Origin of the sequence: Williamwhitmania sp. (genome assembly GCA_035529935.1) — a bacterium.
GTDB lineage: Bacteria > Bacteroidota > Bacteroidia > Bacteroidales > Williamwhitmaniaceae > Williamwhitmania.
Window position 1 is genome coordinate 1 of record DATKVT010000111.1, and the last position, 17,938, is coordinate 17,938.

The 17,938-nt window shown below is 42.4% G+C and carries 13 protein-coding genes; 6 read left to right on the plus strand and 7 right to left on the minus strand.

Going from position 1 to position 17,938, the window contains the following annotated elements; genetic code table 11:
- On the minus strand, positions 1 to 1,735 hold a 1,735-nt coding region (locus tag VMW01_08475), incomplete at its 3' end, for a PAS domain S-box protein (GenBank protein HUW06284.1).
- A gap of 365 nt (positions 1,736 to 2,100) precedes the next feature.
- Between VMW01_08475 and VMW01_08480 the strand changes: the two genes are divergently transcribed.
- Positions 2,101 to 4,155: a hypothetical protein gene (locus VMW01_08480; protein ID HUW06285.1), complete on the plus strand. Its 2,055-nt coding sequence runs from the start codon at positions 2,101 to 2,103 to the stop codon at positions 4,153 to 4,155.
- Positions 4,156 to 4,221: 66 nt separating this feature from the next.
- Here VMW01_08480 and VMW01_08485 read toward each other — a convergent pair whose 3' ends face one another.
- On the minus strand, positions 4,222 to 4,860 hold the full coding sequence (locus VMW01_08485; protein ID HUW06286.1) for a hypothetical protein: 639 nt from the start codon (positions 4,858 to 4,860) through the stop codon (positions 4,222 to 4,224).
- Positions 4,861 to 5,342: 482 nt separating this feature from the next.
- Here VMW01_08485 and VMW01_08490 point away from each other — a divergent pair, with 482 nt between their 5' ends.
- The 5 genes from VMW01_08490 (at position 5,343) to VMW01_08510 (ending at position 12,236) form a co-directional block, all read left to right on the plus strand.
- Positions 5,343 to 5,918, plus strand: a complete 576-nt coding sequence (locus tag VMW01_08490; GenBank protein ID HUW06287.1) for a glutaredoxin domain-containing protein — start codon at positions 5,343 to 5,345, stop codon at positions 5,916 to 5,918.
- Positions 5,919 to 5,942: 24 nt separating this feature from the next.
- Positions 5,943 to 6,236: a co-chaperone GroES gene (locus tag VMW01_08495; protein HUW06288.1), complete on the plus strand. Its 294-nt coding sequence runs from the start codon at positions 5,943 to 5,945 to the stop codon at positions 6,234 to 6,236.
- Positions 6,237 to 6,518: 282 nt separating this feature from the next.
- On the plus strand, positions 6,519 to 9,092 hold the full coding sequence (locus tag VMW01_08500; protein HUW06289.1) for a S9 family peptidase: 2,574 nt from the start codon (positions 6,519 to 6,521) through the stop codon (positions 9,090 to 9,092).
- Positions 9,093 to 9,214: 122 nt separating this feature from the next.
- Entirely contained in the window at positions 9,215 to 10,234 is a 1,020-nt protein-coding gene (rlmN, locus tag VMW01_08505; GenBank protein HUW06290.1) for a 23S rRNA (adenine(2503)-C(2))-methyltransferase RlmN, read from the plus strand.
- 4 nt (positions 10,235 to 10,238) lie between these two features.
- Entirely contained in the window at positions 10,239 to 12,236 is a 1,998-nt protein-coding gene (locus VMW01_08510; GenBank protein ID HUW06291.1) for a biosynthetic peptidoglycan transglycosylase, read from the plus strand.
- 87 nt (positions 12,237 to 12,323) lie between these two features.
- Here VMW01_08510 and VMW01_08515 read toward each other — a convergent pair whose 3' ends face one another.
- The 5 genes from VMW01_08515 to VMW01_08535 form a co-directional block, all read right to left on the minus strand.
- Positions 12,324 to 12,806, minus strand: a complete 483-nt coding sequence (locus VMW01_08515; protein ID HUW06292.1) for a PaaI family thioesterase — start codon at positions 12,804 to 12,806, stop codon at positions 12,324 to 12,326.
- Between the two features lie 157 nt (positions 12,807 to 12,963).
- Positions 12,964 to 13,752: an amidohydrolase gene (locus VMW01_08520; protein ID HUW06293.1), complete on the minus strand. Its 789-nt coding sequence runs from the start codon at positions 13,750 to 13,752 to the stop codon at positions 12,964 to 12,966.
- Positions 13,736 to 14,566 (minus strand): aminotransferase class IV, encoded by an 831-nt coding sequence (locus VMW01_08525; protein HUW06294.1) that lies wholly within the window; start codon positions 14,564 to 14,566, stop codon positions 13,736 to 13,738. The genes VMW01_08520 and VMW01_08525 overlap by 17 nt, the downstream gene beginning before the upstream one ends.
- Before the next feature lie 2 nt (positions 14,567 to 14,568).
- On the minus strand, positions 14,569 to 15,759 hold the full coding sequence (locus VMW01_08530; GenBank protein HUW06295.1) for a hypothetical protein: 1,191 nt from the start codon (positions 15,757 to 15,759) through the stop codon (positions 14,569 to 14,571).
- Between the two features lie 145 nt (positions 15,760 to 15,904).
- Positions 15,905 to 17,917, minus strand: a complete 2,013-nt coding sequence (locus VMW01_08535; protein ID HUW06296.1) for a thioredoxin domain-containing protein — start codon at positions 17,915 to 17,917, stop codon at positions 15,905 to 15,907.
- Positions 17,918 to 17,938: the final 21 nt, after the last annotated feature.

Sequence of the window (17,938 nt, forward strand, 5' to 3'; positions counted from 1 at the left end):
TATTAAACGTCTCCTGAACAATATTACCTGCCAAACTCTCCTCTATTGCCCTCTTTATTTGAGGAAAAGAAGAATACATATCCAGAGCATTAGTGCCAACAGCCTCACCTGGATGAAGGCCAAGTTTGGCAAGCCCCTTACCCTCCGATAAAACAAAGGTTCCATCCTTATCCAGCGTAAATATGATTGCCTCTATATTTGTGGCAACAACCCTAAATCGAGCTTCACTTTCCCTCAGTGCCTTTTCATACCGTCTTCTTTCAGTAATATCGCGCCAAACCACATAAAATACCGTCTTCCCTTGAATTAGAATTGGTGTAAGCATTATTTCCACCGGCAACTCGCTACCATCCTCCTTGTAGTGTACCCATTCAAATCGAGCATACCCATTCTTTATTGCATGCTCAATCATCCTATTCATTTTCACAGTAGAGTCAGCTCCATCTTGCCTTTTGGGCGATATTTCAAGCGGACTCCTCCCAACTAAATCGTCCTTGCTACTATATCCCAGAACCTTGAGTGTGGCAATATTGCAATCTATAATAGAGGTTGATGAAAGGAGCAGAATTGGGTCGGAAGACTCCTCATACAATCGGCGGAATGTCTCCTCCCGCTCACTAATTTGAGCCTTATCGTAAACCCTATCGGTAATATCACGAATTATGGACTGATAACTTCCATCGGGCATTTTCTTTGAATGCATTTCAACAATCACTTTTGTGCCATCAGGACGTAACAGATAGCGCTCCAGCACAACGGTGTGTCCAGCACTTAACAAATCGAACCGAAACGGCTTCTCCTCTATGATGTCCCGAGGAAAAAGATCGGAAATATGTCTTCCTACCACCTGATCTCTTGCCAGTCCGCTTATCTCCAAAAAGCGGGAATTTGTTTCAATAATATTTCCCCTAGAGTCGCCTATTAAAAAACCATCGACGGCAAATTCAACAATTTCACGGTACATCTCCTCGCTCCTCGACAGGGCATGTTCCATCATTTCAAGCTGACTAACATCTCGAAACTCCGTTACCCTCACTATCTTTCCTCCCAAATATACCTGCCTTCCTTGGATTTGCAGTGGATATCTCGACTCGTTCTTTCTCAATCCAACTACTTGATAGGGCAGCTCATAACCTTCTGTAATATGTTGCATTACCTGCTCACGGAATTCAGGCACAATGAGCAACAGCCCATTCATTCCTAGTAACTCCTCGTGTGAGTATCCTGTCAATATGGAAAGCTGTGAATTTGCCTCAATAATAAGACCTTTATCGTGTATACCAATACCACCAAAAGATGCCTCCGAAAGAGCCTTAAAGCGCTGCTCGCTCTCCCATAGCGCATTTTCGTAGTACCTTGCTTTTTGCAAATTCTGCAGCGTAATCAGCAAAGTATCCGCTTCATTTGAACTACTAATCAACGTTTCCGTGAATTGGAAAAGAACAAAATTACCATTGAGAGCCCTTATTCTCAATGGAGTATAAAATTCAGAAAATTGAAGGTGATTCTTTAATAGCTCCTCCTGTTTTTCCTTCAGTAGCAACAAATCGTCGGGATGCAGTAAACTCAAATAGAAAGGAACAGTATCCTTAAATTGTGCCAACGAATAACCCAACTCCTCCTCAATGAAGAAATGGAGATACTGGAGCTCCCCAATTGCAGGCTTGAAAATCATTGTGGTGACAGGCACAAGCGAAAGTTCGTTCCTACCCTCGGTACTTAATGGAGTGGTCATACGTTTGCCCTATTAATTAGACTGCTAAATACCAACGTATTAACCCAACAGTTAATGGAAAGTGAATAGCAATTCGACAAACACAATTTAAAGTAAATTATGGATTAAAACAACAGATATAATGAGCAATAATTCTGCATGTTGAGTGGACTAAAGTTTACATTGACATACACATGCAGGAAGGTTCGGCAAGTATAATGGTGTATTGTATGGGATTTAAAATAGAGAATTATGTTGTGCACCAAAATCTAAAGGGAAATTAGCTAAGACATTTGGCAACAAATAGGTAAAAAATCATGATGAGATACTGATCAACCCAACATCAATTTGCTTAACTTGTCAGGCAAAACCTAAACTGTAAAGCAATGATTAAAAAGTTATTACCTATTTTATTGCCAGCTGTACTGCTACTCTCCAGCTGTAGAACAAACCAAGAAGAGGTAAATCAATCGCCAAAAACAATGGATCAGAAGGTTGTTTCAAAAGTAATTGACTCGCTTGTAGTTAAAAACGGCGATGCTCAAAAAGTCTTTATTGATAAAGGCGTTAAACAAGTTGCTGCGCTTTGGCAAACTACCGATGGTAATGAAAGTGACTTCATCTCCTTCTGCATTAACAATTACCAAGGGAACACTGCTTCAAGGGAAAAACTTTTCACAAAGTTATCCCATGGATTTGAAGTGCTTAATGGCAACTATTCTAAAATTAACAAGGAGTTACAGCGTCCACTGCAGCTCGACAGGGGTGATACAGTTACCCCCATTGACGAGCTTTTTGGAGCATTTAATCCTTCAGCCCACTTCACCGACGATTTCTTTAGCAACCGCATTGCCTTTATTACTATCCTCAATTTCCCCTTCTATAGCCTAAAGGAAAAAACTGAACTTGGACCCAAATGGAGCAGGCGTGAGTGGGCCTATGCCAGAATGGGCGATATGTTCTCCTCAAGAGTGCCAGCCGATGTTCAACAAAATGCATCCGATAAACTAACGGCAGCTGACACCTACATTGCCAACTACAACATCTACATGGGAAAGCTCATCGACAAGGATGGTAAAAGCCCCTTCCCCTCTGATATGAAGCTTATTTCGCATTGGGGTCTTCGCGATGAGCTAAAATCGCAGTATGCCAATAAGGAGAATGGTCTAGAAAACCAGCAGCTGATTTACGCGGTAATGAAAAGAATCATAGATCAAACTATTCCCACACAGGTAATTAATAAGGACAGCTGCAGCTGGAATCCCTATTCAAATGTTTTGATGCTGAATGGAAAAACCATAGAGCCAACACCAGAACTTGAAAAACGTTACCAAGTGCTGCTCGACAATTTTCACGCCATGAAGGCAATCGACAAATTTAGCCCCGACTATCCAACCTACATACAACGCAATTTTGAGCAGCAGATGGAGATTCCACAGGCCGATGTGGAAAAAATATTCATAGACTTTATCACATCACCCACCATTAAAGAGATGGGTAAGTTAATCAGCAAACGCCTTGGCCGACCATTGCAACCGTTTGACATTTGGTACGATGGATTCAAAGCGAGGGGTTCGATGGACGAGGCCAAGTTAACCGCAATGACCGAAAAGAAATACCCCAATACGGCCGCCGTGCAGAAAGACTTACCCAATATTCTAAAGAAACTTGGCTTTACTAAGGAAAAGGCTGACTTTATTGCCTCCAACGTTCTAGTTGAGAGCTCTCGTGGGGCAGGACATGCTTGGGGCACCGAAATGCCTGGAAATGTGTCACTTCTCCGCACTCGAATTGGCAAAAACGGAATGGACTACAAAGGCTATAACATTGCAGTTCATGAGTTTGGTCACACTGTGGAGCAAACCATTACAATGGATATGGTAGATAATTACATGATGTCGCATGTTCCAAATACAGCCCTTACAGAGGCCTTAGCATTCATCTTCCAGAAGCGTGACCTCGATTTGCTTGGCATTAAGGATCAGGGCAAGGAAAAGAATGATATGCTAGCTCTTGATAATGCTTGGTCGTGCTATGAAATTATGGGTGTTTCGCTGGTAGATATGAACGTGTGGAAATGGCTATATGCCCACCCTGAAGCAACGACTGCCGAGCTGAAGGAGGCAACCATAGCCATAGCCAAGGATATCTGGAATAAATACTATGCCGAAATCTTTGGTACCAAGGATGAAACCATATTAGCCATATACAGCCACATGATCGATAGTCCACTATACCTTAGCGCCTATCCCATTGGCTATTTAGCCGATTTTCAGATTGAGCAACAAATTGCAGGGAAAAACTTTGCAGACGAAATAATTAGGATTTATAGCCAGGGTAGACTAATTCCTCAGCTATGGATGAAGGAAGCCGTTGGCTCAGAAATATCGGGAGAACCAACCCTAAAAGCCGCTGAAAAGGCAATTAACGATATTAAGTAGCAATATTAAAGAGAGACCGCCCCTTAGGCGGTCTCTCTATTTTATAGAAAAGCAAAAAGATGCAAGCTAGTCACTATTGTTATCTTGGATACGAAATTGAATAGGCTCCTTTTTTGCAAATTTTTCAGATTCACGCATAAACAGAAGGTGGGACGCAATTAAGAGTCGAATTGCTGGTCGTTTGACATCTATTGTTGGAAAATCGTTGGGGAACATTACCTCTAGCGATGGAGAAATATCCATGTCACGCATAAGATAACCGTAGTATTCTCGAGCAACGTCATCATCACTACTAAGCCGCTCGATGAGTTTAAAAAGATTACCATTCATGTTGAAATCTAGGTAAACAGATTTGACACTGTCATTAACCTGACGAACTGTCCAAAATGTCTGGTACAACCCAACCTGCTTCATATCTGCAATAAGTGCGTCAAACTGAACCTGGTTGAATATTTCTGGGGCATATCGCAGATTAGTGTATGCCTGCGAAATATCGTTGCAGTTGCATCCTGCAAACGCAGTACTATCCATAAAACGAATAATTTTATCTAATCCCCCAATCTCTTTTGCTGGAAATATTTGCTCCAGAGCAGGATCCGACAGATTCATCTTAGGCATTGAATTATTGCCACAACCTCCAACTGTAAATACTAACACTATCGAATATAGCCAATTACGCATACGATAACCTTGGTAAATTTTCATCTAATATATAACCTTATTAATTGTTTTAAAAACATGGGCACAGGGTATAAGTAGGAAGAAGTTTCATCTGCCATCAATGAGGCAAACTCAACTTGTCTAAATTAACCCCCTTTAGAGATGTAGTATTGTGTCATAATGGCACATATTTAGCAATGAATTCATAGTATATGTATTTATTGGCATATAAATATATCTTGGCATAATATTTATAGTTAAAAAAGAAAACGACGACAAAATATAACCTGCGAATTGTGATAACATAACCATCTAATGAGCAGTTCGCAAATTAAGTTAATCGTCAAATGCGTAGGTAACATGTAACTTTTTAGGCATTCTGTTCATGCAAATGGTAACCAAAAAATCATTGTGAAAAGATAGTTCAAGGTTATTTCTGCTACTACAGCTATGAACGACGGCCTTAAAAACTAAATAAAAAATAGGATAGTCGCAACTAGGTTACGAACAACAAAACAACAAGAGCCATGATAACAGTAAATTCACTCAACGATTTCAGGCAACAATCTGAAGGGCTAAATAAGCACTACCTGCTTATCTACAAAAAAGGAACAGCCGTAAGCGATTGCGCCTACAGCACCATTGCTGAGGCAGCAAAAATGGTGAAAGATACCAAAGTCTTTACCGCCGATGCCACACAGGTATCGGATATTCACCCAGCACTGGAAATTACTTCTGCCCCATCACTGGTGGTTTTCGAAAAAGGAGTAAAAAAGGACGTGGTTAAGGGGTGCAACGATGTTGGGTTCTTTAAAACTCTTTTTGAGAGCGCAGCCTATGCCACCGCAAATGGAGAGCAGAAAAAAAGTGTGACGGTTTACTCCACTCCCACCTGCTCTTGGTGCAACACCCTCAAAGGCTATCTTAGAAAGAATGGAATACCCTTTACCGATATCGACGTTTCAAGAAATCAGTCAGCCGGTGAAGAGATGGTTAGAGCAACCGGCCAACGAGGTGTTCCACAAACCCGCATTAATGGTGAATGGGTGGTAGGTTTCGACCAAGCAAAGCTGAGTAGACTCCTTGGCGTAAACGCACAATAACAATAACTTTAAACAGATATAATCATGACAATGAAAGAGTTAGTTCCAGTTAACCAGAATGTAATTCTCGATCTTACCAATAAAAACGAGGAATTAAGAACCGCTTCAGGCATTATTATTCCCGATTCGGCAAAGGAAAAACCTCAATGGGCCAAGGTTGTTGCCGTAGGAAATATTGATGGTGCTGAAATAGCCGTTGGCGACACCGTAGTTTTCAAGCAATACAGTGGTAACGAGGTTGAACTCGACGGAAAAACCTACCTGTTAATTCCATATTCCGAAATACTTGCAAAAATTGTTGAAACAGAGGCACTCTAAACGGTGATGAGTTAACAAGTAGTAAAAAAACTCCGCAGACTTTTTGCGGAGTTTTTTATTGGGACTAACTTTCGATGGCCACAGGCTCCTAATTTTATGCAGGTCGAAAAGTAAACCATTCCGCATTTTTTACATCTATTGAATAACCAGTTAAACAATACAATGATACCCGCATATTCTCCCATTACTAATCTTGTGAGCTGAATTAATACACTCAACAAAGGCTTAGTCGGTGTGAGGCATGTTGGTTTCATTTTACCTTAACTATAAAACTATTAACAAATGAAAAAGACCCTACTAGCACTTTCATTTGCTGCCATTGGTCTTACCACTATGGCACAGGAAAAGGTTATAGTTCCAGAGCTTCTCCACATGGGGCCAGTTGAGCTAAAAAATCCCGTATTTTCGGATGTAAAGAATACCGATGGAAAAGCATTTGAGGTTCAAATGTTCCTTAAAACTGATGATTTTAAAGCAGATGAGTCCACGCCCAGAGCAGGTGCCTCAATTGGAGAAAATCTAAAGTGGGAGACACTAAAAGCCGACACTGCTGGCTGGGTTACCCTAACAAATACAGTAGGTACTACACTCCACACCTTTGCTTTTTACATAGAGCCTAACAGGTTTTTCAAAGGAAAGCTATCCATTCAAACCCCAAACAGGGTTGAGGTTTACCTTGACGGGAAAAAGGTGGCCGACAAAAGTTCCGCAGAAAAAGAGGCTGATAAGTCAAAACCGGTAGACGCTTCGTTAACGCTTGAAAAAGAAAAATATCTTGTAGAGGTTAAGCTGCTAAGCACCCCGTCCGACTCCAACTCCATTGCTCTAAAGGCAGTGCTTACTCCCAATAAAGAGTTTGACGCCAGTGCCGTGGCCATTTCAATATTACCGGAACGACCAATAACTCTCAACGACGTGATCGGCGCGGAACAGATTTCCAGCATCAGCATCTCTCCGTCTGGGCAATACGGCATTGTTCGTTATGCCACCTTTGGTCCAAAAGGAAAGAGCAGTAGCAGAATTGAAGTTTTAGAGGTTCCTTCAAAGAAATTGGTTTGGAGCATTCGTGAAAGCAAGCTCGGTTCTGTTGGCTGGACATCGGTAGATAACACACTTTACTATACTACCACCATCGATAAAACCACTAACCTCTTTACTCTCGACCTAAACACAATGAAGGAGGTTCAGGTTGCACAGGGCATTGAGGAGGCTAAAAATTTTATATGGGCACCTGACAACAGCTATGCTCTCTACTACCAAACCGAAAAGGACGGTAGCAAGGAGGAGGGTTATAAATATTTCAACAGCATTGAAGACAGGTGGCCAAACTGGAGAGACCGCTTGTTTCTCTACAAACTTGACACGAAAACAGGAATTTCTGAACGTTTAACTTATGGAAATGAGACCACTGGATTGGAAGATGTGAGCCTCAACGGAAAGAATATTCTGGTTTCAACAACCAAGCCCGACTACACTCAGCAACCCTTCGCGCTCAACAGCATTTACCAAATTAACCTAGAGACATTGGCGGTAGACACCATCATAAAGAACAATCGCTACGACCTTTCTGCCAGCTACTCTCCTTCCGGTGATAAGCTGCTTGTTCTTGCTGGTCCTTCTGCCTTTGGAAAGATTGGTGAAAACGTAAAAAAAGGCCAGGTAGCCAACAACTTCGACACTCAAGCATACATCTTCGACCTAAAAACAAAAACGGTAGAGCCCCTCACCAGAGACTTCAATCCTATGATCATGAGTGGCTTTTGGAATCCAAGCAACGGAAACATATATTTCCAATGCGAGGATGGCGAATATCAAGACCTATATGAGTATAACACCAGCACAAAGAAGTTCACCAAGGTTGATACCAAGGAGGATAACCTTTTGTCCATTTCATACTCCAAAACAGGTAATTACGCTACCTACGCAGCGCAGGGAACAAATAGCCCAACTAAGGCCTACTTTTTAAACCTCACCAATGGACAAAATCAGCTGGTAGCCAATCCATATAAATGGCTTAACGATGTTGCGCTCTCAAAGGTAGATAGCTGGGACTTTAAGAATAAACGAGGTGAAACCATTGTAGGTAGAGTTTACTATCCACCCTCCTTCGATTCAAGCAAGAAGTATCCTGTAATTGTATACTATTACGGAGGAACCAGCCCAGTGGGAAGACGCTGGGAAGGGCGCTATCCATTCCAATACTATGCAGCCAATGGGTACCTAGTTTATGTTCTCCAGCCTGCAGGAACTACCGGTTTTGGTCAAGAGTTTTCAGCCATGCACGTTAACGCTTGGGGGAAGTATACGGCAGATGATATTATTGAAGGAACCCAAAAGTTTTTGGCCTCCCACCCCTACGCCAACGCTAAAAAAGTTGGCTGTATAGGCGCTTCTTACGGCGGCTTCATGACTATGTATCTCCAAACTCAAACCGATATGTTTACCGCAGCCATATCCCATGCCGGCATAAGCAATATTGCCAGCTACTGGGGCGAAGGTTTTTGGGGCTACTCCTACTCCACCGTTGCCAGCTACAACAGCTATCCCTGGAACAATCCAGACCTATACGTTAAGCAAAGTCCACTTTTTATGGCCAATCGTATAAAGACCCCATTGCTGCTACTTCAGGGCTCTGCCGATACCAACGTGCCTCCGGGAGAAAGCATACAAATGTTTAATGCACTCAAAATTTTGGGCAAGCCAGTGGAGATGGTACACTTCGACGATGAGAACCACTTCATAATTGATTTTGACCACCGAACTAGGTGGACCAAAACCATCATTGCTTGGTTTGACAGGTATCTGAAAGACCAGCCGGAATGGTGGAATGACCTCTACCCACCAAAGAATTTCTAGCATAAAAAAAGCCATCATTTAGATGGCTTTTTTTTTCTTCCTAAGCTACAAAATGTGTTAAACCATTTTGAGTGACAGATACCGTTCACGAAAAAAGCTACTTTTGTCACAAATTTCAGTAAATGAGCCAAGCAGGTATTCTGGGACAGAATATTGATGAGTTAATCCAACTTTGTGAAAAGGCAGGTTATGGTGTGGAAGAGGCAAGAAAACTTGCCTACTACCTCTACCGAAAAAGTGCGCGTAGCTTCATGGAGATGGAGGCACTACCCAAAGCACTCAGAGTAATATTGGACGAACGCTACACCATTTCCTTGCACCCGCCAATTAAAGAGGTGTTTTCTGAAGACGGAACAAAAAAATACCTATTTAGAACCGAAAAAGGCAACCTCATAGAAGCTGCCTACATGCCAGGCGCTAAGCGAAACACGCTATGCATCTCAACCCAAGCTGGATGTAGAATGGGATGTTCATTTTGCCTTACCGGAACCATCGGATTCCACGAAAATCTATCAGTAGCAGAGATATTAAACCAGCTGATAAGCTTGCCTGAATATGGCAATGTGAACCGAATTGTGTTCATGGGAATGGGTGAACCGCTGGACAATTTCGAAAATGTTAGAAAAAGTTTGGAAATACTTACGGCAAACTGGGGAATGGCATTTGGTGCAGCAAACATAACCGTTTCTACGGTTGGAATACCAGCGCAACTTGAGGAGCTATTCAGCCTTGGCCTATGCAACATCGCCATTAGCCTTCACTCCCCTTTTTCGAAAGAAAGAATGGGGCTTATGCCTATTGAGAACAAATATCCGATTGAAAAAACGCTGGCGCTTGCAAGAGCGATATCTCTCCCAAAAACCCTAAGGCTCTCCTTTGAATACATCCTACTAAATGGAATCAACGATTCCTCAGCCCATGCATTAGAGCTGGCTAAAATACTCACTGGCATCAAGTGCCATGTTAACCTCATTCCGCTAAATGGTCATCAAAGTACTACGCTTGCATCTCCCACCGCAAAGCAAGCGCGAGACTTCCAACGGCAGCTAAATACACTCGGTATTGGCACCACCCTACGTACCTCGCGGGGTGGCGACATTAGTGCAGCCTGTGGCCAATTTTCAGCATCATCAAAACAGTAGAGCAATGAACAGCAAAACGAAAAAACTTCTTCGGAAAATAGCCATGTGGCTTGTAGTTGGGTTAATAGCTATTCAGCTGCTATTTTTCATTTTTCGCAATGTGGTTCTACATGTTGCCTTCAATAGGGCGGCGAGGTATGCTCAGCAGCACTACGGAGTAATCATCGGCTGCAGCAGCATAAAGTTTAGCGGAATTTCCACCCTTCAGGTAAAGGACCTTTTCCTCAAGCCCAACGGCTACGATACGCTCATGTCCGTGCGAGAAATAGGCCTTGAACAATCCTACCTGAAGCTATGGCTGCTAAAGCCCTCTGTTAGCACCATTGACATTCGGGATGCATACATCAACCTCGAAAGAAATGATACCTCTGGCAACTACTTTTTTATTTTCAAAAAGCAAGAGGGAAGAATAGCTGTTACCGATACTACAAAAAACATTAATCTGGCGAGCCGATACGGAAGGTTATTACGGTTCACGCTCGATCTGCTAACCGCCGACACCTACCTAAGCAATGTTAACCTGCACTACCATCACAATGGCTATGCACTTGCCATTAAACTCCCAGAACTAATCTCCCAAAACGGAATATTCCAATCAAAAATTGTAGTGAATGAAAGTGGAGCTGCCGATACGCTTAACCTTAAGGGAACAGCCAGCCGAAAAAACACAGCCATTGCCTATGACCTTTACAAAGAAGGGAAGAAAAAGTTTACGGTGCCGTTTCTGGAGCACAAGTACAACCTTGTTACCATGTTCGACTCCCTTAACTTTAGCCTCAAGGGGGAACAGTTTTCATCGAGCCTTGCGAAGCTGAAACTTTCCGGTAAAATTTACGGAACAATGCTGAACAGCCCAAAACTTGCGCAGGAAACTGTAATGATTGACAGCATGAAAGGAAGCAGCCTGCTCACCATTGGGAAAAACTTCTTTGAGGTTGACAGCAGCTCCTCATTTGGGTTCAATAAGCTTGCTGCAAGGCTTTACGCACGGTATCAACCCGGCAAGTTCCCTGTTGTTGACCTTAAGATTTCAACAGATGACTTTCCAGCGGAGAACCTTTTCTCATCGCTTCCAGAAGGTCTCTTTACAAATCTTACTGGAATTTTGGTTTCAGGAACACTCAAGTTCCGGCTCGACACCCACATAGATATGGCACAGCCCGACAGCTTAACGTTCTCTTCGAATTTGACCAGCCAAAAGTTTAGAATTCTAAGATACGGCCAGGCCAACCTTTCAAAAATGGACACAAGTTTTGAGTATACTGCCTATAACCATGGTGTTCCGGTAAAGACATTTACTGTTGGTCCAGAAAATCCAGAATTCAGAACACTTGATCAGATATCGCCCTACCTTAAAAATGCGGTGCTGACCTCCGAAGACGGATCGTTCTTCTGGCACCATGGGTTTAATGAGGAAGCGTTTAAAGGAGCCCTTGCCGAGGACCTGAAAAAGGGAGAATTTGCCAGAGGCGGTTCGACCATCAGCATGCAGCTAGTGAAAAATGTATACCTGAATCAAAATAAGAATATTGCACGAAAGTTGGAAGAGATGCTCATTGTTTGGCTCATAGAAAACAACCATCTCGTTTCAAAGGAGAAGATGTTTGAAACCTACCTAAATATAATTGAATGGGGGCCGAATATTTACGGTGCCAGTGAAGCATCTAAATTTTACTTCAACAAAGACGTAAATAACCTCAACCTAAGCGAGGCTATCTTTATGGCAGGAGTAATCCCTCGCCCAAGAACATATTCCCACTTTCTCGACTCAACTGGACATCCAAAGCCATTTGTGGGCGATTACTACCGGTTAGTTAAAAACTTTATGCTGCGCCGCGGACAGATTACTCAGGAGGAGTACGACAACACCCAACCCATTGACAAGGTTACTGGTTTAGCGTTGGAGCTGCTTAACAAACCAGCGATGGAGCCGGACTCAACGCAAACCGATGAGGATGGAATAATCACTATGGAGGAGTCAAAAAATGAGAATCAAGAGTAGAACTTCAGATTGAACAACCGTTGCATAAAAAAAGCCCCGACATTTTTCGGGGCAAATTTTTATGGGTGTTTCACTAGGTAACGCTGGCTAGTTAATATAGAAAGCTTCAACTCCCGGATAGTAGTATTTCTCCTTTGCAATTTGCTGTGGGAAAAGAAAATATCGAATTTCTGCCTCAGAGCAAAGCACGTCATCCTTACTATACAACTCAGCCTTAATAGTTACCAAACGACGGTCCCGACTAAGGATTCTGGCCTTAAGTTTCACCTCTGAGCCATTAATTATTACGGGATTTTTGTAGCGAATATTTATCTCCGCAGTTACACCCGATGTTTGGCATTTAACATATACAACCCAGCTGGCAATTTCGTCGAGCAAGGTGGCCTGAATACCTCCATGCAGTACATCGGTATACCCTTCAAAAACCTTTTCGGGCAGCCAAAAAGCAATCATATCCTCATCTTCCTCATAGAACTCAAGATGCAGGCCTGACTTGTTGAAGGGGGAGCAACCAAAACACTTGTGGCTTTCAGGGTCGTTACTGCTAAATGGGTTATTAATCTTCTTCATTTTTACGGCGGTTTCTGGCTTCGAAATTATTAAAATAATCCAATTATAGCACAACAACTATTTTTTGACACAGTTGTATATTCCAACTTTGGTTGAAAATTAGATAGATATTAGGCAGTTAGCACCATATCGAAGATTTGATAATTTTTATTGCGCTTTAGACTATCGAGAAATCGTCAGCATCGTGCCACGCTGGAAACTTCAATCTGAATGCCAGTAATTCAGTCATGGAGAATTCCGCCATCAATATCTTATCTTTACGGCCAATTGACGTGTCAAGAGGCTGTCCCTTTGCATTCATTAATACCGAATCGCCAGCATAGGTGAGCCCCATACCATCGGACCCCACTCTGTTTACTCCAACAAGGCAGGCTTGATTCTCAATGGCGCGAGCCTTAAGTAAAGTGGTCCAAACATCGCGACGGCTATCTGGCCAGTTTGCCACATAGATAAGCAAATCATAATCATTTCTGCTTCGGCTCCAAACCGGGAATCGCAGGTCATAGCAAATTAACGGTCGAATTCTCCAACCACGATAGTTTACCACAAGCTGCTGTGCTCCGGCGCTGTAATGGTTGTGCTCCTCTCCCACTCGAAATAGATGCCGCTTATCGTATAAATGAAGCATTCCGCTAGGTTCTACAAACACTAGCCTATTGTAGTATCTGCCATTCTCTTGAGCAATAAAGCTACCTGTCAACGCTATGCCCCGTTGCTTCGCTTGCTGCTTAAACCATGCAACGGTTGATCCATCCATTCCTTCGGCTAATCGCTCTGGATCCATGGAAAAACCCGTTGTAAACATTTCCGGAAGTACCACCAAATCAGTATCGGGCGATAATGTATCGAGCATCCTGCTATATTTTTCAAGATTGCCTTGTAGGTTTTCCCACAAGATATCTGCCTGAATGGCAGCTACTTTCAAAATATTATTCGATTCCATCATAGGTAAATGAACTTAGGTCGTCAAAAACTAACTGATTATATGCCTCTCTCAGCTTAAGGTAAGTTGGATTAATCGGGCTATATGCAATGTCATCTATTGTAGCAATCGGCAAAATTCCTGGTGATGTTCCAGAAAGGAAAGCAGCCTGATAATTCGAAAGAGCTGCGGCTGGGACAGATATTTCCTTCACTTCAAGGCCTAATTCCAACGCTATTTTTAAAACCATTTGGCGAGTAATACCGGGAAGTACACTCTTTAGAGGTGGGGTGATTATGGAGGTTTTTTCTATCAAAAAAAAGTTAGAACGGCTGCCTTCCGTGACCTCCCCTTCTCCATTTACCAGCAAAACCTCGTACCAATTGTTTTTCTTCATCAATTCATTGGCATGGCTAACGAAGGGTCTGTTCAATATTTTTGCATTTGGATTGGCTCTTTCGGCCTGAAGCAATCCTACCGAAACTCCATGATTGTATAGTGCTTCTTCGGGATAAGAACTTGGAATAAGAAACATTTGATAGCAAGGACAACCGGAATGAACGAAAACTTCAATTTTCAGGTTGACATTTTGTGCATTATTCGCGAATACAAGGTTTTGTATGGCATGCCTAATTTGTAAAGAGCTCCAGACAAGCACTACATTGGCAATTCGGCACGAGTTTTCCAAGCGAAGCATATGCTGCCGAAAAAAGAGAGGCCTACCACCAACTATACGAATAACCTCATATACAACGGTATGCTCGGAAAATAAATCATGTTGTTGAGAGGAAGGGACTACTTCACCATTAACAATACAAAAGCCGTCCTTCGGTTCCATTTTTACTTCAAAGGTAGCAGTTTTCTTTTTCGCTGCATTGCAACTGAATCTGGTTTAACACAGCAATTGCTAAGAATAGATGTGATTAATGGCTGGTAATAATTGTTGAAAAACTTATAGCCAGATGGGCGAAGTGCGTAGGATAACAAGCGGTTAATAGTGCTAGAGCCCCATAGGTATGAGGTAAACAGGTATGATGGTGTGTGGGCAAAGTCACCAGCAAAATAGTAAATTGTTCCATTCTGAGCTGAAGAAACCATTGCCGGAAATACTGCAGGAATTCCATTGCTCTGCAAAAGTGAAATTCCCTCAGGAGTGAGGTCTAGCAAATAGGTGCTATAAACCTTAAAGTCGGCCGGGACCTTAATTATCTCAAACCAACGACCATAAGGAACTACCGGATCAACCTTAAAGGTTCGAACTGCTTCCTCTGTAGATATTACATTGATAGTTGTCGATTTCAACTGCTGCCCTTTATAAAGCAACAAAACAGTTCCATCTGACCCTACAAAAACAACACCACCTTTACTATTAGGCCAAAGTTTTCCAGTTGAGTTTTGATAGAGGTTGATTAGCCAGTGGGGTGGTCCATCCGTTGAAAGAGAGTCAAATTTTTCATAGGCACGACCAATCCACCCTGTATAGGTAAACCCAAACAGGCTGGCAACCTTATTTCTTACCAATCCGCTTCCCAAGTTAGAAAATAGGTTATACTCAGCAATAATTGGTTTACCCTTCTCCTTCATTGCCTTCAGCAGCAGAAAGTCATTTTGGTTTAGGCCACCATAAATTTTCTGACCTATATTGGACTCATGCTTACCCATCCAGTCATCGGAATAAACCCCATAGCAGTCGACGTAGTATACCAAATCGAGACTATCGGCAAAATGGTTGATTTGAGCAATGCGAATACTTCGAAAATCAAACGTCCCCTTGGTTGGATCGACGGGGTAAAAGCCATAATAATCTTTGCTATACTGGTATGAGGTGCTGTCTGGTTTAACAATACGAAGGCTATTTAGAATCCAGAATAGCGATTTATGTTCATTGTAGTCAGATCTAGAAACTGTTTTATCGAGCACATAAATGCTGGAAACGGTCTTGGGTAAGCGTTCCCACTTTAGATATAGGGTAATCAGTAAGGCACAAATTGCCAATACAACTATAAAAACAATAATAATGAGCCGTTTCATCCGATTTCGTAATTTATACATATGAATTCAAACAACTCAATAAACACAACAGTAACATAACAATATTTGACCGAGAAATACGCTCCAGTGAAGCATATTCAACGCCCAAATTAATGGTCAATTTACAAAAATATAAAAGACTTTTTCAGTGAACTGCCTTTTCCTTAATAGAATTTAGCGTATCAAGCAGTTCATCCACGCTTAGCACTGGTTTAAAGCAACTTTTACCATGGCACACAAAAATCTTATTTTGTGAGGCAAAGTGCTCCTGTTGAAGAACAGGCAGCTGGCCAATTGTGGCAGATGCGGCAAAAATCATGGGTGGATAATAGAAAGAGTTTAACCTTGAAAAATCACCTTCGTTAAGCTCGTCGGCAACAGCTACCACTACTGGTTGGAAAAGATGTCTTAGGTAGAGTCGTGCCCAATTTGCCGTGTAAGGGCCAGCACCGGAGAGCTGCATCTTAAGGTTATATACCATTTGCCGCGATATTTGGCAATATTGCTCGTTGTGAAAGTACTGGCCAAGGCTTAAGAGCACATGTCCAAGTGTGGAGGCCGCTGCAGGCATTACACCATCGGTAAGTTCCATTTTGCGCGATACTACCGCAGGCAAATCCTTTGATGTGTAGAAGAACATTCCACTTGCCTCGTCGTAAAATAGCTCTATGGCAAGGTCGACCAACTTTTTAGCCAACAGTAGCCACTTTTCATCAAGCGAGGTTTGATACAATGAAACGTAGCCATCGGCAACAAATGCATAATCGTCAAGAAATGAAACTTCCGACGCATGGCCAGAAGTATAGCACCGACTCAACCTTCCTTGATTTGCTACAAGAAAATCTTCAATAAAATGAGCATTACTTTCAGCAAAGCACTGCATTCCTGGATCTTCCAAATATCGGGAAACTTCTGAAAGCGCCTTAAGCAGAAGACCGTTCCAACTAGCAATCTGTTTGATATCGAGGGATGGCTTTTTCCTCGTCAATCGTTTTTGATAAAGGGTTTGAACAAGCAAGTTTAAGCGAGTAACCTCCTCTGGTAAAAGTTGTGAAGTATGGTAGTTCTCATTACGCACTAGAACGCTGCCTTCCTTCAAATGCTCGTTGCTTTTAAGTAGTAGTAGCTGTGAAAGGATTTGATAATCATCGCCAGCCAACTCTTTAAGCTCCTCGTTGGTCCACAAATAAAATTTGCCCTCTGCTCCATCGCTATCGGCATCAATGGCGCTATAAAAACCTCCATTTTCGGACCACAAATCACGAAGTGCAAACTGCAGCGTCTCCTTTGCCACCCGGGCAAAATCGGCATAACCATAGTAGACAAATGCCTTGGCATAAACAATTGCCAACTGGGCGTTGTCATAAAGCATCTTTTCAAAATGAGGAACTATCCACTCCTTATCAACGGAATAGCGAAAGAAACCACCTCCAAGATGGTCGTAAATACCACCGCTTGCCAGTTTTTTTAAGGTTAAAAACAGGCTGCTTCTAACCACTTGGTCGTCCGAAAGCCAAGCATAATCGAGCAGAAACTCTAATGCTGGCGGCATTGGAAATTTTGGAGCGGCACCCCAACCTCCATTTATCTTGTCAAATTTCCGCTTCCACGGCTCCACGACCAACCGCAGATCACGAATCGAAAAATCAGAAACCTGCACCCGTTCTTTGATTATTTCTGTATTGGCAACACCTTCTGTAAGCTCATGCGCTGCTTTTAAAACTTTTTCTCTATCGGTATGCCATGTGGTAACCAACCCTTTTAGGATTTCCTTCCAGTGTTTTGGCGGATAATAGGTTCCACCGTATATTGGGCTTTTATCGGGTAGGGCGAAACAATTGAGTGGCCATCCGCCACTTCCACTAATTAGCTGAACAGCACCCATATAAACTTGATCCACATCAGGTCGTTCTTCCCGATCAACCTTTATGCAAACAAAGTTCTCGTTCATTAGGACAGCAATTTCCGCATTCTCAAACGACTCCTTCTCCATAACATGGCACCAGTGGCATGCAGAATATCCGATACTCACCAGTACGAGCTTATCCTCTGCCTTTGCCTTTGCAAATGCCTCCTCCCCCCATGGATACCAATCAACTGGATTGTGTGCATGTTGAAGTAAATATGGACTAGTTTCCTGAATTAGCTTGTTTGGCATGAAATTGTTGGTTGAACAGAG